This window comes from Streptomyces sp. TLI_146, assembly GCF_002846415.1.
Lineage (GTDB): Bacteria > Actinomycetota > Actinomycetes > Streptomycetales > Streptomycetaceae > Streptomyces.
The window spans coordinates 3351319-3366827 of the sequence record NZ_PJMX01000001.1 but is presented as its reverse complement, the minus strand read 5'-3'; the positions used below and the strand labels follow the sequence as shown (position 1 = coordinate 3366827).

The following is a 15509-nucleotide window of genomic DNA, read 5'->3' as shown; positions in this document are numbered from 1 at the left end:
GCGGTTACCGGCCGATAGAGTTCGGCCATGCGTGATCTCGGGGCGGGCTTCGGTTATCTGGTCAAAGGGCAGCGATGGGTCACCGGGCACGGCCGGTCCCTGGGAGTGGGACTGCTGCCCGGCCTGGTCACCCTGGTCCTGTACGCGGCGGCGCTGACCGGCCTCGCCTACGGGGCGGACGACTTCGTCGGCTGGGCGACCCCGTTCGCCGACGGCTGGTCCTCGCCGTGGCTGAGCCTGTTCCGGGGGTTCCTGACGGCGCTGGTCTTCGCGTTCGGCCTGTTCCTCGCGGTGATCACCTTCACCGCGGTGACGCTCCTGGTCGGCCAGCCCTTCTACGAGAAGCTGTCCGAGGACGTCGACCGCGCGGAGAGCGGCGGCGAGGCCCCGGAGTCCGGTCTGCCGCTCTGGCGCGAGCTGTGGATCTCCGCCCGTGACTCCGTACGCGTACTGACCCGCGTCGTCCTGTACGGCATCCTCCTCTTCGCCCTCGGCTTCCTGCCGGTGGTCGGGCAGACGGTGGTCCCGGCGATCGGCTTCTGCGTCTCCGGCTTCTTCCTGACCGAGGAGCTGACGGCGGTGGCGCTCCAGCGCCGGGGGGTGGAGCTGGCGGAGCGCCTCGCCCTGCTGCGCACCCGCCGCCTGCTGGTCCTCGGCTTCGGCGTCCCGCTGACGCTGGCGTTCCTGGTGCCGTTCGTGGCGGTGTTCCTGATGCCGGGGGCGGTGGCGGGGGCGACGCTGATGGTGCGGGACCTGCGCGAGGAGACCCCGGCGGAGCCGGAGCCGGAACCTACGGGCGGTCTGACGGCGGCGTGATCCGCCGGGCCGCCGACCGCAGTTCGGCCAGGAAGGCGGCCACGGCCGGGGAGTCGGCGCGGCCGTGCGGGGTCGCCGCGTAGACCGCCCGGGTCGGTACGTCGTCCGGGTGCACGGGGACGAGCACGATGTCCGCGCGGACCGAGTCGGCGGCCAGGGCGGGCAGCAGGGTCACGCCGAGCCCGGCCGCGACGAAGCCCTGCTTGGCGATCCAGTCCCGTACGACGAGGGTCGTGCGCGGCCGGAACCCGGCTTCCAGGACCGGCCGCATCAGCGTGTCCTCGGGCCGGGTGCTGCCCGCGACCCACTCCTCGTCGGCGAGCTCGGCCAGCCGCACCCGTTCGCGCCCCGCCAGCGGGTGGTCCTGCGGCATCGCCACGAACATCGGCTCGTCGAGCAGGTGCCGCAGCGCACAGCCGTCGAGAGCGCGCCCGGCGGTGGCGCTGACCACGGCGATGTCCAGCTCCCCGGCGGCGAGCAGCCCGAGGTGCTTCACGGAGGGCCCTTCGGTACGGGCGAGGGTCACCCCGGGGTGGCGGCGCCGGAACGCGGCGAGGGCGCGGGGCAGCAGTGCGGCATCCGCCGTCGAGAACGCCCCGACCCGCAGCAGCCCGCCGTCGAGCGTGCGCAGCGCGGAGAGCTCGGCGCGGGCGGCGGCGAGCCGGTCCCGTACGGCCTCGGCGTGCGGCACCAGCACCCGCCCGGCCTCGGTGAGCCGCACGCCCCGGGCCAGCCGGTCGAAGAGCACGCTCCCCAACTCGTCCTCCAGCGTCTGGACCTGCCGCGAGACGGCCGACTGGGTGTAGCCCAGGGCCTGGGCGGCTGCGGTGAAGGAGCCGTCGGAGGCGACGCGGAGGAAGACGTCGTAGAGGCTGTGGGTTGAGCTATGCGCGTCACTCATGTCTCCCATGCTAGACATTCGCTTGTGGCATGGGTGAAGACCTTCGTACGGTCGTCCCATGAACAGCGAGAAGACGAAGACGGTGGCGTTTCTGGGGCTGGGCAACATGGGGGCGCCGATGGCGCGCCGACTGCTCTCGGCGGGTTACGGGCTGACGGTCTGGAACCGTACGCCGGGCAAGGCGGCGGCGCTGGTGGCCGAGGGGGCCGTGGCCGCCGCCACCCCCGCCGACGCGGTCCGCGAGGCCGACGTGGTCATCACGATGCTGGCGGACCCGGCGGCGGCCCTCGCCGTGGCGGACGCGATGGTTCCGGCGCTGCGGGCGGGGATGACGTGGATCGACACGTCGACGGTCGGGCCGGACACGGTCCGGGAGCTGGCGTCCCGGCTGCCCGCCGGGGTCGCGTTCATCGACGCGCCCGTGATGGGCAGCGTGGATCGGGCGGCGACCGGCGAACTCCTGATCCTGGCGGGCGGCGAGACGGCCGCCGTGGCCGGGCTGCTGGCGGAGCTGGGGTCGGTGACGCGGTGCGGGGAGGTGGGTACGGGGGCGGCGCTGAAGCTGGTCCTGATCAGTGGGGTGATCGGCGGGGTGGCTCTGGTGGCGGAGTCCCTGCGGTTGGCGACGGCGCTGGGTCTGCCGGATTCGCTGGCGCGGGCGTCCCTGGAGGCGAGCCCGTTGGGGGGTCTGGTGGGGCGTCTGTTCGCGACGGAGGCGTACTTCCCGGTGGAGCTGGCGGCGAAGGATGTGGCGCTGGCGACGGGGGTCGGGGGGCTGCCGGTGCTGGAGGCGGTGGGGGAGGCGCTGGCGTCCCGCGAGGACCTGTCGAAGGCGGACCTCTCCGCGCTCCGGGATTGACCCCCACCCCGCCCCTTCCCTAAAGCCCTGGGCGGGCGGCCGGGTGCTTCGGCTGCGGACCGTGCTGGGTTGCTCGCGCAGTTCCCCGCGCCCCTAGGTGGTTAGGGGCGCGGGGAACTGCGCGACCAGCCACCACGGTCCGCAGACAAACAAACCCCCCGGAGGGTTTAGGGAAGGGGCGGGGTGGGGGCTACCGCCGTCGCCACAATCGCCCGCACCTGCCCCACAATCTCCCCCCGATTCCGCACGAACTCCGGATCCGTCACCGACCCCGTCGACGGATCCGCATTGTCCGCGCCGAACTGCAGCACCGGCGTATGCACATGCCCCCCGGGGACGGCCAGACCCAACCGGTCCCGCAACAGCGTCGCCCGGTACGCGATCTCGTTGGAGAGGTAGTCACCCCCGCCTCCCGCCCGCGCCACGGACCCCGCGGAAGGCCCGGCCTCCCGCACCACCGGCCCCGTCCCGCCCGCCGGAATCTCCGTCACCGACGTGTGGTCGTAGACCGGGAACGGCCCCGTCCGGGCCGCGACGATCGCCGCGTACGGCAGCGTCGTCGACGTCCACTGCGGCTGGCTCGCCGGGTCGGACACCGGGACCGTCTCCGTCCGCGACACGTCCTCGTTGTCCGGGAACCCGCCCCGCCACGCCCCGTTGAACCGCTCGATGTCGATCCGCCCGATCCGCCCCTGGCTCACCGTGGTGAACAGGTCGACCTTCGGCAGCACCGGCCGCAGCGTGCGCTCGACCGTGCCCGCCGCGAAGTCGTCCCAGCGGACGGGGAACACGGCCGTCTCGATCCGGGCGGGCCCGGCGGCCGTCGAGATCCATGTGCCGTCGAGCGCCAGGGCCGTCGCCCCCGACGGGTTGCTGATCCGGATGTCCCGGTCGAGCGTGAAGGGGTCGAAGCCGGTGAGCAGGATGCGCTTGTAGCCCTTGCCCGAGCCGTACGAGAGAGAGTCCTGGCCCCGGGACGACCGCTCCAGGCAGTCCAGCAGCGCCGCCCGCCGCCCCGCCGACAGGCCGAACCCCGGCTCCCAGCCCCGCAGTTCCCGCGTCATTCCCAGCCGCGCCCAGTACAGCGGCCGGTCGTCGTCCCGGCTCAGGTCGCCGCCCGCCGGGCCGCGGCCCTGCGCCCGGTCCACGGCCCGCCGCCACAGCGCCCCGCCCTCGCGGGCGATGAGCTGCTGGGCCTGCCGGTAGGACCGTACGCCGCCGAGCTCGCGCGCGAACTCCGGGGCCACGCCGTCGAACCCGGAGCGCCGCAGTATCTCCTGCGGTACGGCCAGGTCCAGGCGCCGTTCCTCCACGGTCGGCGGCGCCCCCGTCGCGGCCGGGGCCTGCGCCTGCGCCGGGACCGGGGCGAGCGCGGCGCCCACCGTCATCGAAGCCACCAGCAGGGCCAGCCGCGCCACCCGTACACCGCGTACACGTCCCACCGCGCATCCTTCCGTCGAGGCCTGGGCGGCCAGTATCGAGAAGGAACTCCCGTGTGAACAGGGGGACGAGAAGCCACGGGAGAGGAAGGGGAGGGATTCGGCCGCCGCCGCGTGCTACCTCGTGCTACCTCGGGGGGCTCGCCGCCGTCACATTGCGGTACGCGATCTCCGCCAGCCGGCCCTGTCCGTCCTTGCTGGGGTGGAACCAGTCCCAGTGGCTCAGCTGGTCGTCGGTGAAGCGGTAGTCGAAGACCGCGCCCCCGTCGTAACGGCAGTAACGGTCCTTCGCGCACACGTCCTTCAGCGCCTTGTTGTACGCCACCACGCGCGCGTACACCGCGTCACGCCGCTCGACCGCCGCCGCCCCCAGGTCGTCCGCGTCACTCAACATGGACTGACAGATGCCCAACTTCCAGATCTGCTTGCCCAGGGCGTTGCCCCGCCCCTCCGACCAGAGGCGCTTGAGATCCGGCACGCTCGACACGTACACCTGCGTCTTGGGCAGGGTGGTGCGCAGCTGGCGCAGGGACCTCTCGAAGCCCGTCCGGAACGCGGCCACGGACGTCATGCCGTCGACCGAGTCCCGGCAGGCGTCGTTTCCGCCGACCATCACCGTGACCAACTCGGGGCGGTGGGCCGCCGCCCGGTTCAGCTGGGCCGGGATGTCGGACATCCGGGCACCGGTTTTGGCGTAGTTCCAGCTGCGCGCGGCCGCCTCTCCGGCGCCCAGCAGCCGGGTGGCGAGCGAGCGCACACCGTGGTCGCTGCCGGTCGCCCAGGACGCTTCGGGGCAGTCGGAGAGGACCATGCAGGCGTCGAAGCCCCGGGTGATCGAGTCGCCCACGGCCGCGATCGACGCCGGGCGGGGGTTCCAGTGGGGGGTGGGCGTCGGCGACGGCCTGGGGGCCGCTTCGGCGCGGTGCCCGGCGGATGGCTCGGAGCTGGTGCACCCCGCCGTGACGGCGAGCGCCACCGCCGTGAGAGCGGCGGCGGCCGCGGTACGGCCCCGCGCGGAGCGGCTTCGGCGGGTCGGCAACGTCCCGTGGTCCATCCCCTGGTCCCCTCCCTCGGGTGCCCCTGGCGTCCTGGCGAGTGAAAGCTTCGTGTTTCCCGGGCCCAGGACCGACCGTACGACACCTTTCTGTCTGCTCCGCGCGGTAGCTTTGGCCCGTCCAGCCAGAGGAACCACGCCAGACGGCTCCGGTAAATTACATCACGTCACATACTGTCCCCATTCAGGAGATTAACTCCCGATGCTGTTTACTGTTGAACCCCGGGGCAGAATGTCAGGTGCTGTCCTGACCGAGACCGGTAGGGGCGCGAGGCCGCTGGGGAAGGCGAACCTCGAACCGCACTGGAGGTCCCGGTGACGACACGTGGAGTTCTGTACATCCACTCCGCCCCCCGCGCGCTGTGCCCGCACGTCGAGTGGGCCGTGGCGGGGGTGCTCGGTGTGCGCGTCCAGCTCGACTGGATCCGCCAGCCCGCCTCGCCGGGCACCTGGAGAGCGGAGTTCTCCTGGCAGGGCGAGCCGGGCACCGCCTCGAAACTCGCGTCCGCCCTGCGCGGATGGCAGATGCTGCGGTTCGAGGTCACGGCGGAGCCGTGCGCCAAGGCCGAGGGCGAGCGCTACAGCGCCACGCCCGACCTGGGAATCTTCCACGCGGTCACCGGCATCCACGGCGACATCCTGATCCCCGAGGACCGGCTGCGGGCCGCGCTCGCCCGCTCGGTGCGGGGCGAGACCGACCTGGAGGCCGAGATCGCCCGCCTCCTCGGCAAGCCCTGGGACGACGAGCTGGAGCCGTTCCGGTACGCGGGCGAGGGCGCTCCCGTCCGCTGGCTGCACCAGGTCGTCTGACCCACCCCGTCCGACACGCCCGAGAGACGTAACGGAACGCGCCCGAGAGACGTAACGGAAAGGGCCCCCACCGCTCGGTGGGGGCCCTTCCGGTTACGTACGCGAGTCTCGGCGCGTGTCTCAGACGGAGCGGAACGCCAGCACGACGTTGTGCCCGCCGAAGCCGAACGAGTTGTTGATCGCGGCGATCGACCCGGACGGCAGCTGGCGCGGCTCGCCGCGGACGATGTCGGCCTCGACCTCGTCGTCGAGCTCGTCGACGTTGATGGTCGGGGGCGCGACCCGGTGGTGCAGCGCCAGGACCGTCGCGACGGTCTCGATGCCGCCGGCGCCGCCGAGCAGATGCCCGGTCATGGACTTGGTCGCGGAGACCGCGATGTGGTCCATGTCGTCGCCGAGGACCTTGCGCAGCGCCTTGATCTCGGCGACGTCGCCCTGCGGGGTGGACGTCGCGTGCGCGTTGAGGTGGACGACCTCGGACGGCTTGAGGTCCGTGGAGTCCAGCAGGTTCTGCAGGGCCGCCGCGACACCCCGGCCGGTCGGCTCGGGCTGCGCGATGTGGTGGCTGTCGGCCGACAGGCCCTGGCCCAGCACCTCGCAGTAGACCCGGGCGCCGCGCTTGGCGGCGTGCTCGGCCGACTCCAGGACGACGACACCGGCGCCCTCGCCGAGGACGAAGCCGTCGCGGGCCTTGTCGTACGGGCGCGAGGCCTGCTCGGGGTTCTCGTTGTTCTTGGACATCGCCATCATGTTGGCGAACGCGGCCACCGGCAGCGGGTGGATGGCCGCCTCGGTGCCGCCGGCGACGACGACGTCGGCGCGGCCGGTGCGGATCATCTCCACGGCGTAGCCGATCGCCTCGGCGCCCGAGGCGCAGGCGGAGACGGGGGTGTGGACGCCCGCGCGGGCGTTCACCTCAAGACCGACGTTGGCCGAGGGGGAGTTCGGCATCAGCATCGGGACGGTGTGCGGGGAGACGCGGCGTACGCCCTTCTCCTTCAGCACGTCGTACTGGTCGAGCAGGGTGGTCACACCGCCGATGCCGGAGGCGATGACCGTGCCGAGCCGCTCGGGGGCGATCGGCTGGTCGTCACCGGCGGGGGCGGTGTAGCCCGCGTCGGCCCAGGCCTCCTTGGCCGCGATCAGCGCGAACTGCGCCGAGCGGTCCAGCTTGCGGGCCAGCGGGCGGGGCAGTACCTCGCCCGGGTCGACGGCGGCGGTGGCGGCGATGCGGACCGGGAGGTCGGCGAAGCGCTCGCCCTCCAGGGGCCGGACGCCGGAACGGCCCGCCAGCAGACCTTCCCAGGTCGAGGCGGAGTCGCCACCCAGCGGTGTGGTTGCGCCGATACCGGTGACGACCACGGTGCGATTGGTCGAGCTCACAGGAAATTTCTCCACGGTGTAAGGGGGGATCAGCGGCGCCACCGCCGGGTGGCGGCAGTCACGCGGAACTGAGTCCGGGACTGAGTCGGGAGACTCAGGCCTGGTGCTTCAGGATGTAGTCCGCGGCGTCGCCGACGGTCTTCAGGTTCTTGACGTCGTCGTCCGGGATCTTGACCTCGAAACGCTCTTCGGCGGCGACGACGACCTCGACCATGGACAGCGAGTCGACGTCCAGGTCGTCCGTGAAGGACTTGTCCAGCTGGACGTCCTCGACGGGGATACCGGCGATCTCGTTGACGATCTCGGCGAGACCGTCGAGGATCTCCTTCTCAGTGGCGGCCATGTGGCGCTCCTTCGGTTTTTTTACGGGTTTGTGGGCATCCGGAAGATCCGGTGTGCCTAGGGGAGGGTAACGACCGTCGCGGCGTAGACGAGACCCGCCCCGAAGCCGATGACGAGCGCGGTGTCACCGCTCTTCGCCTGTCCGGTCGCCAGGAGCCGCTCCATCGCGAGCGGGATCGAGGCGGCCGAGGTGTTGCCGGTGGTCTCCACGTCACGGGCGACCGTGACGTGCTCCGGCAGTTTGAGGGTCTTCACCATCGAGTCGATGATCCGCATGTTGGCCTGGTGCGGAATGAAGACGTCCAGGTCGTCCGCGCTGATTCCGGCCGCGTCCAGCGCCTGCTGGGCGACCTTCGCCATCTCGAACACGGCCCAGCGGAACACCGCCTGGCCCTCCTGCGTGATCGCAGGGAACTTGCCCGCGGAGCTGTCGTACTCCGTCCACGGCACGGTCTGCTTGATGGTCTCGGACTTGTCGCCCTCGGAGCCCCAGACGGTACGGGCGATGCCCGGCTCGTCCGCGGGGCCGACCACGACCGCGCCCGCGCCGTCACCGAACAGGAAGGCCGTCGCGCGGTCCTCCAGGTCGGTCAGGTCGCTGAGCCGCTCGACGCCGATGACCAGCACGTACTCGGCCGAACCCTCGACGATCATGCCCTTGGCGAGGGTCAGGCCGTAGCCGAAGCCCGCGCAGCCCGCGGAGATGTCGAACGCGGCCGGCTTGACGGCGCCGATCTTGTCCGCGATCTCGGTGGCGACCGCCGGGGTCTGCTTGAAGTGCGAGACCGTGGAGACGATCACACCGCCGATCTGCTCGGGGGTGAGACCGGCGTCCGCGATGGCCTTGCCCGCGGCCTCCACCGACATCGCCGTCACGGTCTCCTCGGGGGAGGCCCAGTGCCGGGTGGAGATGCCGGAGCGGGAGCGGATCCACTCGTCGGACGAGTCGATCTTCTCCAGGATGACCTCGTTGGGAACCACCCGGGTCGGCCGGTAGCCGCCGACGCCCATGATCCGGGCGAACGGCGCGCCCTTGCTGGGCTTGATCTTCGACATGCGCTACGGCTCCTTATCCGGCGTTCTGCTCGGCGATGAGCGCGCGGGCCGCTTCGAGGTCGTCCGGGGACTTCAGGGCGACGGTCTTCACGCCGGGCAGTGCGCGCTTGGCCAGGCCGGTCAGGGTGCCGCCGGGGCACACCTCGATCAGCGCGGTGGCGCCCAGTTCCTGGAACCTCTCCATGCAGAGGTCCCAGCGGACGGGGTTCGAAACCTGGTTGACCAGGCGGGCGACGATCTCGGCGCCGGTGGCGACGGTGGCACCGTCCGCGTTCGAGACGTACGTGATCTTCGGGTCGGAGATGTCGAGCGAGCCCGCGGCCTCGCGCAGCTCCTCGACCGCCGGGGCCATGTGGTGCGTGTGGAACGCGCCCGCGACCTTCAGCGGTACGACGCGGCGCACGCCCTCGGGCTTGTCCGCCTCCAGGGCGGCCAGCTGCTCCAGGGTGCCCGCGGCCACGACCTGGCCCGCGCCGTTCACGTTGGCCGGGGTGATGCCGAGCTTCTCCAGGTGCGGGAAGACGACCTCGGGCTCGCCGCCGAGCAGCGCGGACATACCGGTCTCGGTGACGGCCGCGGCCCGGGCCATGCCCAGGCCCCGGGTGCGGACGAAGCCGAGCGCGGCCTCCTCCGAGAGCACACCGGCGTACGCGGTGGCGGTGATCTCGCCGACGCTGTGGCCCGCCACCGCGCCCGGGGTGATGTCACCCAGTGCCGCGGCGGAGAGCAGACCCGCGGCGACCAGCAGGGGCTGGGCCACCGAGGTGTCGCGGATGGCGTCCGCGTCGGCCTGCGTGCCGTAGTGGACAAGGTCGAGCCCGATGGCGTCGGACCACGCGGCGAGCCGGTCACGGGCGCCGGGGAGGTCGAGCCAGGGAGTCAGGAAGCCGGGCGTCTGAGCGCCTTGGCCGGGAGCGACGAGTACGAGCACTCTCACACTCTCTCTTGTGGACGGCCCTGCTCGCCCGTGGGGACAGGGACGAAGAACCGTCGGGGGAATTGTGGGTGTCCGACAAAAGTCTAGGACTGCGGATCTCCGTCGGCCAGACGCCCCAGGATCAGGGCGATCCTGAGCGTGAAGGCGGAACGTACATCTGAGGGCGACCAGCCGGTGACGTCCGTCACACGTCGCAGCCGGTAGCGCACGGTGTTGGGGTGCACGAAGAGCATCCGGGCCGCGCCCTCCAGGCTGCTCGCCTGCTCCAGATAGACGCTCAGGGTCTCCAGGAGAGCCGAGCCCGCCTCCTCCAGCGGTCTGTAGATCTCCTCCACCAGCTGCTCGCGCGCGGCCGGATCGGAGGCGATCGCGCGCTCCGGCAGGAGATCGTCCGCCAGCACGGGCCGGGGGGCGTCCTGCCAGGCCGAGCACGCCTTGAGTCCGGCGGCGGCGGCCTGGGCGGAGCGGGTGGCGGCCAGCAGGTCGGGGACGACCGGGCCGGCCACCACGGGACCGGCCGCGTACGGCCCGATCAGGGCCTTGGCGACCTGGAGCGGGTTGTCGCTGCCGCCCGCGATGACGACCAGGCGGTCGCCGAGCACCCCGGTCAGGACCTGGAGCTTGGCGTGCCGGGCGGCCCGCCGGATGGCCTCGACGGTGAGTTCGCTGTCGCCCTCGGGGGCGGTGCCGAGGACGACGCAGACGTGCTCGGGGGAGTTCCAGCCGAGCGCGGCGGCGCGGGAGACGGCACCCTCGTCGGCTTCCCCGGAGAGGACGGCGTTGACGACCAGGGACTCGAGCCGGGCGTCCCAGGCACCGCGTGCCTCGGCGGCCTGGGCGTACACCTGGGCGGTGGCGAAGGCGATCTCGCGGGCGTAGACCAGCAGTGCCTCGCGCAGGATCGACTCGTCGCCGGGCGCCGCGACCTCCTCGATCGCGGTCTCCATGACCTCGATGGTGGTGCGCACCATCTCCACGGTCTGCCGCAGGGTGATGGCCCTGGTCAGCTCGCGGGGCGCGGTCCCGAAGACGTCGGTGGAGATGGCCTGCGGGGTGTCCGGGTGCCGGAACCACTCGGTGAAGGCCGCGATGCCGGCCTGGGCGACCAGACCGATCCAGGACCGGTTCTCCGGCGGCATCGCCCGGTACCACGGCAGCGTCTCGTCCATGCGGGCGATGGCGTTCGCGGCGAGCCGGCCGGAGGACTGCTCAAGGCGCTTGAGGGTCGCGGCGTGCGGATGGGCGGCGTTCGGCGGCTGCGGCGATTCGGGTTCGGGCACGGGGACAAGACTGCCTTATCAGGACGGGTGCGTGCCCTGCCGGGGGTTCGGGGCGCCCGGCAGGCCCTACCGTGGACCCCGTGATTTCCGTGAGGCGAGCCCGCGAGCGCTACCGGGGCGGTGACGCGGCGGCGGGCATCGAGTCCCTGCACGCGCTGTCCTTCGGCGGTTTCTACGACCCGGACAACCTGCGCTTCGGCCCGGTCCTGGCCTGCAACGAGGAGCGGCTCGCGCCGGGCGCGGGCTTCGACGAGCACCCGCACAGCCACACCGAGATCGTCACGTGGGTGGTGGAGGGCGAGCTCACCCACCGTGACTCGACGGGCCGCGCGACGGTCGTACGGGCGGGGGACGTCCAGCACCTCAGTTCGGCCGGAGGCGTCCGCCACGAGGAGCGCAACGACGGTACGGTCCCGCTGGTCTTCGTCCAGATGTGGCTGGCTCCCCGGGAGCCCGGCGGTACCCCGTCGTACGAGATCGTCCGGGGCATAGCCGACTCGACGCCGTACGCGGTGCTCGCGGCCGGGGCGATGCTGTACGTGCGCCGGCTGGCGGCCGGGGAGCGGACGGCGGTGCCGGATGCGCCGGGGGTGTACGTGCATGTGGTGCGCGGCGAGGTCGCGCTCGCGGGCGAGCGGCTGGGCCCGGGGGACTCGGCCCGCGTCACGGACGCGCTCGGCCTGGATGTGATCGCCGCGGGGCCGGCGGAGCTGCTGTTCTGGGAGCTGAACGAGGCCTGAAGCGTTTCGCCGCGGGCGGTTCTGTGGCTGGTTGTTTCGTTCCCCCGCGCCCCTGAAAACCCGCCTTCGTCTGCGGACCGTGGGGGGGCTGGTCGCGCAGTTCCCCGCGCCCCTTACGGGCGCTGGTCGCGCCCACGCGGCGGAGCCGCACATGTCACAGCCCCGCGCCCCTAAAAGCTCGTGGCTGAGCTTGGTTCTCCGGCTGCGGCCGACCCCCCAGGGGCGCGGGGAACTGCGCGAGCAACCCACCACACACCCGCAGACGAACGAACCCGCTACAAATCCGCCAGCACCGCGTCCGTGAACGGCGGCCACGCCTCCACCGCCCACGGCCCGAACGCCCGGTCCGTCAGGGCCACGCAGGCGACCGCGGCGTCGGGGTCGATCCACAGGAACGTCCCGGACTGGCCGAAGTGCCCGAACGTGCGGGGCGAGGACGAACCCCCCGTCCAGTGGGGGGACTTCGAGGACCGGATCTCGAAGCCCAGCCCCCAGTCGTTGGGGCTCTGGTGCCCGTACCCCGGCAGAACCCCCTTCGTCCCCGGATACTGCACCGTCATCGCCTCGGCCACCGTCATCGGATGCAGCAGCTGCGGCGCCTGCACCTCCGCCGCGAACCGCACCAGGTCGTCGACGGTCGAGACGCCGTCCTTCGCGGGCGAGCCGTCGAGGGACGTCGACGTCATCCCCAGCGGTTCGAGGACGCCCTCGCGCAGATAGTCCGCGAACGGGATCCCGGTCCGCTTCGCGATGTGGTCGCCGAGCACCTCGAACCCCGCGTTGGAGTAGAGCCGCCGCTCCCCGGGCGCCCCCATCACCCGGTGCTCGTCGAAGGCGAGCCCCGAGGTGTGCGCGAGCAGATGCCGTACGGTCGAACCCTCGGGCCCCGCGGGCTCGTCCAGCTCGACGGCGCCCTCCTCGTACGCGACGAGCGCGGCGTACGCGGTGAGCGGCTTGGTGACGGAGGCGAGCGGGAAGCGCTGCCCGGTCGGGCCGTGCGCCCCGGCGACGGTGCCGTCCGCACGGACGACGGCGGTCGCCGCGTGCGGCACGGGCCAGTTCTCGATCAGCGCCAGGCTCTTCATGCGCACGAGCCTAAACGGTCCGCCGGGAAATACCGCTTGCTTGGAGTGCACTCCAACGTTCTAGCGTGGGGGCATGACGGTGATCGAGAGCATCCCTGTGAAGTCGACGGTCGTGGACCTGTGCAAGACCCGCCCGCTGCACCCCCGCCCCGACGGCCAGGACCGCTACACGATCAGCGAGGTCTCCGCCCTCAGCGGCCTCACCGCGCACACCCTGCGCTGGTACGAGCGGATCGGCCTGATGCCGCACGTGGACCGCTCGCACACCGGGCAGCGGCGGTTCACCAACAAGGACCTCGACTGGCTGGCGTTCGTCAGCAAGCTGCGGCTGACCGGGATGCCGGTCGCGGACATGGTCCGGTACGCCGAGCTGGTCCGCGAGGGCGAGCACACCTTCGACGCACGGCAGGAGCTCCTGGAGCAGACCCGGCGCGACGTCATCACGCGCATGGCGGAGCTCCAGGACACGCTCGCCGTTCTCGACCACAAGATCGACTTCTACGCGGAGGCGCGGCGGGCGTCGGAGCGGGCCTGACCCGGACCCCGGCCCTGGGCGACCCCCAGCGCGGGGGGCAGGGCCCCGCAGCCGCAACTCCTACAGCTCCGCCAGCAGTTCCGCCTTCTTCGCGCTGAATTCCGCGTCCGTCACCAGCCCCGCCCGATGGAGTTCACCCAGGTGCCGGATCCTTTCGGCGATGTCCGCCGGGTCGCGCCGCCCGGGGGGCGCCAGGACCGCCGGGACCGGTGTGCCGGAGGCGCCCCGGATCGCCTGGAGGACGGCCGCCGCGAACGGCAGCGACTCGTGGACCGGCCCGTACCCGAGGCCGAAGACGACCGTGGCCGGATCCTGGTCGGCCGGTGGCGCGACGGCCTCGGCGTCCCGCCGCAGCAGCCGCAGACAGCCGTCGAAGACCTCCGGCGAGCGCCACTCGACCCCGCACAGCGACGCCAGCGGGAACGTCTGGTCGCCCGCCTTCCACTTCGCCGAGGAGGCACCCGTCCAGAACCAGCGGAACGACACCTGGCGGCCGTCGAAGGAGGCCTTCCCGTCGTACGCCTTGAAGCTCTGCGGCAGCTCCGGCGCCGCCACCACATACCGCTCCGAAGGCTCCGCCGCGTCCGGGCCGAGCAGCGCGCGCAGCTCGTCCGCGTAGTACTCGGCGAGCGTCTCGCGCTCGGCGGGCAGCACCAGGCGGTACGGGTCGCACCCGTCCTTGAGCTGTCCCGCCGCTGCCTCCATCAGCGGGTCGGCGCCAGGTCTCGGCACCGCGTGCAGCACCACCGTGCCGCGCTTGCCCGGGGTCAGCGTCACCGACTCCAACGCCTCGTGGGGGATGCGCCGTTCGCGCAGCGCCGTGAACAGCTTCGGCGTGCGGATCCCCCGTTCGAAGCGGATGAGTACGGAGTCGGGCTCGAACTCCCAGGTGGCATGAATTCCGGCCAGCACATCACCCATGCGCCTCATCGTAGGCGGCGCACGCCCGCGCGTCCCCCCTCGGCGCCGGCCGCAATGTCACACGTACGTCCGGGGCGGCGCCGATTTCTACGCGCGTCAGGCCGCGTCCGCGCCGGAAATACCGCGCCGGCAGGCCGAATTGCCTTTGAGACAGCTGACCGAGTCGTACGAACCGACGCCCAGGGCGGCGAAGTTGGCGAGACTCTGGGTGCCCGGCTCGAAGTAGCCCGCGTGGCCGACGGCCCCGGCCGCCGAGAGCACCCGCGCGCCGAACCCGGAGGACACCGGGTCCGCGCCGTGGCCCAGGCCCGCGACGTCCAGGTGCGGCACGTCCTCGATCCAGTCGTCGCGGTCCCGCATCGCCCACACCCGGGCCGAGGTGCCCAGGTGGGAGGCGCTCTGGGTGCGCATGCCGGGGCTGCCCGCGACCGCTATGTCGACCACCCGCGGCGGCAGCCGGTGCGCGGCGACGCCGCACAGCACCGAGCCGTAGCTGTGGCAGAAGAGGGAGACCGGCGCGTTCCCCGGCAGGGCGCGGACCAGCTTGTCGAGCCGGACCGCGCCGTCCTCGGCCAGCCGGCCGATCGCGGAGTCGATGCCGAGCCCGGCCGGGGTGGTGTAGTCGGCCCAGGCGATCACCGCGGTACGGGTGCGGGGACCCGCCGCGCGCTCCGCCGCGTACAGCGACTGCGCCATGCCCACCGGGGCGGAGTACTTGCGCGAGGTCTTCTCGAAGGTCATGACGTTCGTGTCGACGCCCGGGACGACCACCGAGACGCGCTCGGCGTGTTCCAGGTCACCGAAGACCTCGGCGACGCGGCCGCTGTCCGACGGGTCGAAGGCGAGGATCTGCCGGTCGCCGTCGAGCAGCGACTCGTACCGGTGCATCCGGCGGCCCGCGCCCTGGCGGCCGTCGGGGGTGAGCCGGGCGTCGTGCATCCGGGCGCGCTCGGTCTCGCGCGCCTCGACGAGCGCCAGCCGGTTCGCCTCGTAGCGCAGCGGGATCGGCGCGCCGTTGATGTTGCCGACGACCAGCGGGTAGCGCCGGACCAGATCGGTGCGCTCGGTGGCCGTCAGGGAGGCGAAGAAGCGGGCCATCCGGCGCGCGGAGGTGTCCGGCGCCGGGAGCTTCTCGCCGTCCAGGGTGCCCTTCGCCCAGGCGGCGAGGGCGACGGCGCGCGGCTCGGTCGACGCCTGGTGGCCGCGGACCGCGGTCCAGCCCGAGGTCGCGAGCATCACGAACACGACGGCGAGCGCGAGCAGCGCGCGCCAGACGTTGAATGTGGGGGAGGAGTCGAAGGAAGTCACTGCGGTACAGAGTAAGAGGCCTGGAAGGTCCACTGGGGTGACA

At 72.4% G+C, this 15509-nt stretch carries 16 protein-coding genes; 5 read left to right on the top strand and 11 right to left on the bottom strand.

What is annotated here, in order from left to right:
* Positions 1 to 27 precede the first annotated feature (27 nt).
* Positions 28 to 816 (top strand): EI24 domain-containing protein, encoded by a 789-nt coding sequence (locus BX283_RS15340; protein ID WP_101388179.1) that lies wholly within the window; start codon positions 28 to 30, stop codon positions 814 to 816.
* Here BX283_RS15340 and BX283_RS15335 read toward each other — a convergent pair.
* Positions 791 to 1717 (bottom strand): LysR family transcriptional regulator, encoded by a 927-nt coding sequence (locus tag BX283_RS15335; RefSeq protein ID WP_101388178.1) that lies wholly within the window; start codon positions 1715 to 1717, stop codon positions 791 to 793. The two genes, BX283_RS15340 and BX283_RS15335, sit on opposite strands and share 26 nt — an antisense overlap.
* Positions 1718 to 1775: 58 nt before the next feature.
* On the opposite strand from BX283_RS15335, the gene BX283_RS15330 reads away from it, so the two are divergent.
* Entirely contained in the window at positions 1776 to 2576 is an 801-nt protein-coding gene (locus BX283_RS15330; RefSeq protein WP_101388177.1) for an NAD(P)-dependent oxidoreductase, read from the top strand.
* Positions 2577 to 2743: 167 nt separating this feature from the next.
* Here BX283_RS15330 and BX283_RS15325 read toward each other — a convergent pair whose 3' ends face one another.
* Complete coding sequence (locus BX283_RS15325; protein ID WP_101392357.1) at positions 2744 to 3964, bottom strand: pyroglutamyl peptidase; 1221 nt, start codon at positions 3962 to 3964, stop codon at positions 2744 to 2746.
* 178 nt (positions 3965 to 4142) lie between these two features.
* Entirely contained in the window at positions 4143 to 5069 is a 927-nt protein-coding gene (locus tag BX283_RS15320) for an SGNH/GDSL hydrolase family protein (protein ID WP_101388176.1), read from the bottom strand.
* Between the two features lie 315 nt (positions 5070 to 5384).
* Between BX283_RS15320 and BX283_RS15315 the strand changes: the two genes are divergently transcribed.
* On the top strand, positions 5385 to 5879 hold the full coding sequence (locus tag BX283_RS15315) for a DUF3145 domain-containing protein (RefSeq protein WP_101388175.1): 495 nt from the start codon (positions 5385 to 5387) through the stop codon (positions 5877 to 5879).
* Between the two features lie 120 nt (positions 5880 to 5999).
* Here BX283_RS15315 and fabF read toward each other — a convergent pair whose 3' ends face one another.
* The 5 genes from fabF to BX283_RS15290 form a co-directional block, all read right to left on the bottom strand.
* The gene (gene fabF, locus BX283_RS15310) at positions 6000 to 7262 is read right to left on the bottom strand and encodes a beta-ketoacyl-ACP synthase II (protein WP_101388174.1); all 1263 of its coding nucleotides are present in this window, start codon (positions 7260 to 7262) and stop codon (positions 6000 to 6002) included.
* A gap of 94 nt (positions 7263 to 7356) precedes the next feature.
* Positions 7357 to 7605 carry an acyl carrier protein gene (locus BX283_RS15305; protein WP_101388173.1) on the bottom strand — a complete coding sequence of 83 codons (249 nt, stop codon included), beginning with the start codon at positions 7603 to 7605 and terminating at the stop codon, positions 7357 to 7359.
* A gap of 56 nt (positions 7606 to 7661) precedes the next feature.
* A complete protein-coding gene (locus BX283_RS15300) occupies positions 7662 to 8660 on the bottom strand; it encodes a ketoacyl-ACP synthase III (protein WP_101388172.1) in 999 nt (332 codons plus the stop codon).
* A 13-nt stretch (positions 8661 to 8673) separates the two neighbouring features.
* Positions 8674 to 9591, bottom strand: a complete 918-nt coding sequence (locus BX283_RS15295; RefSeq protein WP_101388171.1) for an ACP S-malonyltransferase — start codon at positions 9589 to 9591, stop codon at positions 8674 to 8676.
* Positions 9592 to 9680: 89 nt separating this feature from the next.
* Entirely contained in the window at positions 9681 to 10877 is a 1197-nt protein-coding gene (locus BX283_RS15290) for a CdaR family transcriptional regulator (RefSeq protein WP_101388170.1), read from the bottom strand.
* A gap of 80 nt (positions 10878 to 10957) precedes the next feature.
* Between BX283_RS15290 and BX283_RS15285 the strand changes: the two genes are divergently transcribed.
* Complete coding sequence (locus BX283_RS15285) at positions 10958 to 11617, top strand: pirin family protein (protein ID WP_180357163.1); 660 nt, start codon at positions 10958 to 10960, stop codon at positions 11615 to 11617.
* Between the two features lie 275 nt (positions 11618 to 11892).
* Here BX283_RS15285 and BX283_RS15280 read toward each other — a convergent pair whose 3' ends face one another.
* Positions 11893 to 12708, bottom strand: coding sequence for a serine hydrolase (locus tag BX283_RS15280; protein WP_101388169.1), 816 nt, complete (start codon positions 12706 to 12708; stop codon positions 11893 to 11895).
* Between the two features lie 67 nt (positions 12709 to 12775).
* On the opposite strand from BX283_RS15280, the gene BX283_RS15275 reads away from it, so the two are divergent.
* Positions 12776 to 13237 carry a MerR family transcriptional regulator gene (locus BX283_RS15275; RefSeq protein ID WP_101388168.1) on the top strand — a complete coding sequence of 154 codons (462 nt, stop codon included), beginning with the start codon at positions 12776 to 12778 and terminating at the stop codon, positions 13235 to 13237.
* Positions 13238 to 13297: 60 nt separating this feature from the next.
* On the opposite strand, the gene BX283_RS15270 is transcribed toward BX283_RS15275, so the two are convergent.
* Both BX283_RS15270 and BX283_RS15265 read right to left on the bottom strand, forming a co-directional pair.
* On the bottom strand, positions 13298 to 14158 hold the full coding sequence (locus tag BX283_RS15270; protein WP_101388167.1) for a DUF4429 domain-containing protein: 861 nt from the start codon (positions 14156 to 14158) through the stop codon (positions 13298 to 13300).
* A gap of 96 nt (positions 14159 to 14254) precedes the next feature.
* Complete coding sequence (locus BX283_RS15265; protein WP_101388166.1) at positions 14255 to 15466, bottom strand: alpha/beta hydrolase; 1212 nt, start codon at positions 15464 to 15466, stop codon at positions 14255 to 14257.
* Positions 15467 to 15509: the final 43 nt, after the last annotated feature.

Bases quoted from the DNA above. Each gene is read 5' to 3' on its own strand.
- BX283_RS15340 (WP_101388179.1), top strand. From the start codon at position 28: ATGCGTGATCTCGGGGCGGGCTTCGGTTATCTGGTCAAAGGGCAGCGA.
- BX283_RS15335 (WP_101388178.1), bottom strand. From the start codon at position 1,717: ATGAGTGACGCGCATAGCTCAACCCACAGCCTCTACGACGTCTTCCTC.
- BX283_RS15330 (WP_101388177.1), top strand. From the start codon at position 1,776: ATGAACAGCGAGAAGACGAAGACGGTGGCGTTTCTGGGGCTGGGCAAC.
- BX283_RS15325 (WP_101392357.1), bottom strand. From the start codon at position 3,964: ATGACGGTGGGCGCCGCGCTCGCCCCGGTCCCGGCGCAGGCGCAGGCC.
- BX283_RS15320 (WP_101388176.1), bottom strand. From the start codon at position 5,069: ATGGACCACGGGACGTTGCCGACCCGCCGAAGCCGCTCCGCGCGGGGC.
- BX283_RS15305 (WP_101388173.1), bottom strand. From the start codon at position 7,605: ATGGCCGCCACTGAGAAGGAGATCCTCGACGGTCTCGCCGAGATCGTC.
- BX283_RS15300 (WP_101388172.1), bottom strand. From the start codon at position 8,660: ATGTCGAAGATCAAGCCCAGCAAGGGCGCGCCGTTCGCCCGGATCATG.
- BX283_RS15275 (WP_101388168.1), top strand. From the start codon at position 12,776: ATGACGGTGATCGAGAGCATCCCTGTGAAGTCGACGGTCGTGGACCTG.
- BX283_RS15270 (WP_101388167.1), bottom strand. From the start codon at position 14,158: ATGGGTGATGTGCTGGCCGGAATTCATGCCACCTGGGAGTTCGAGCCC.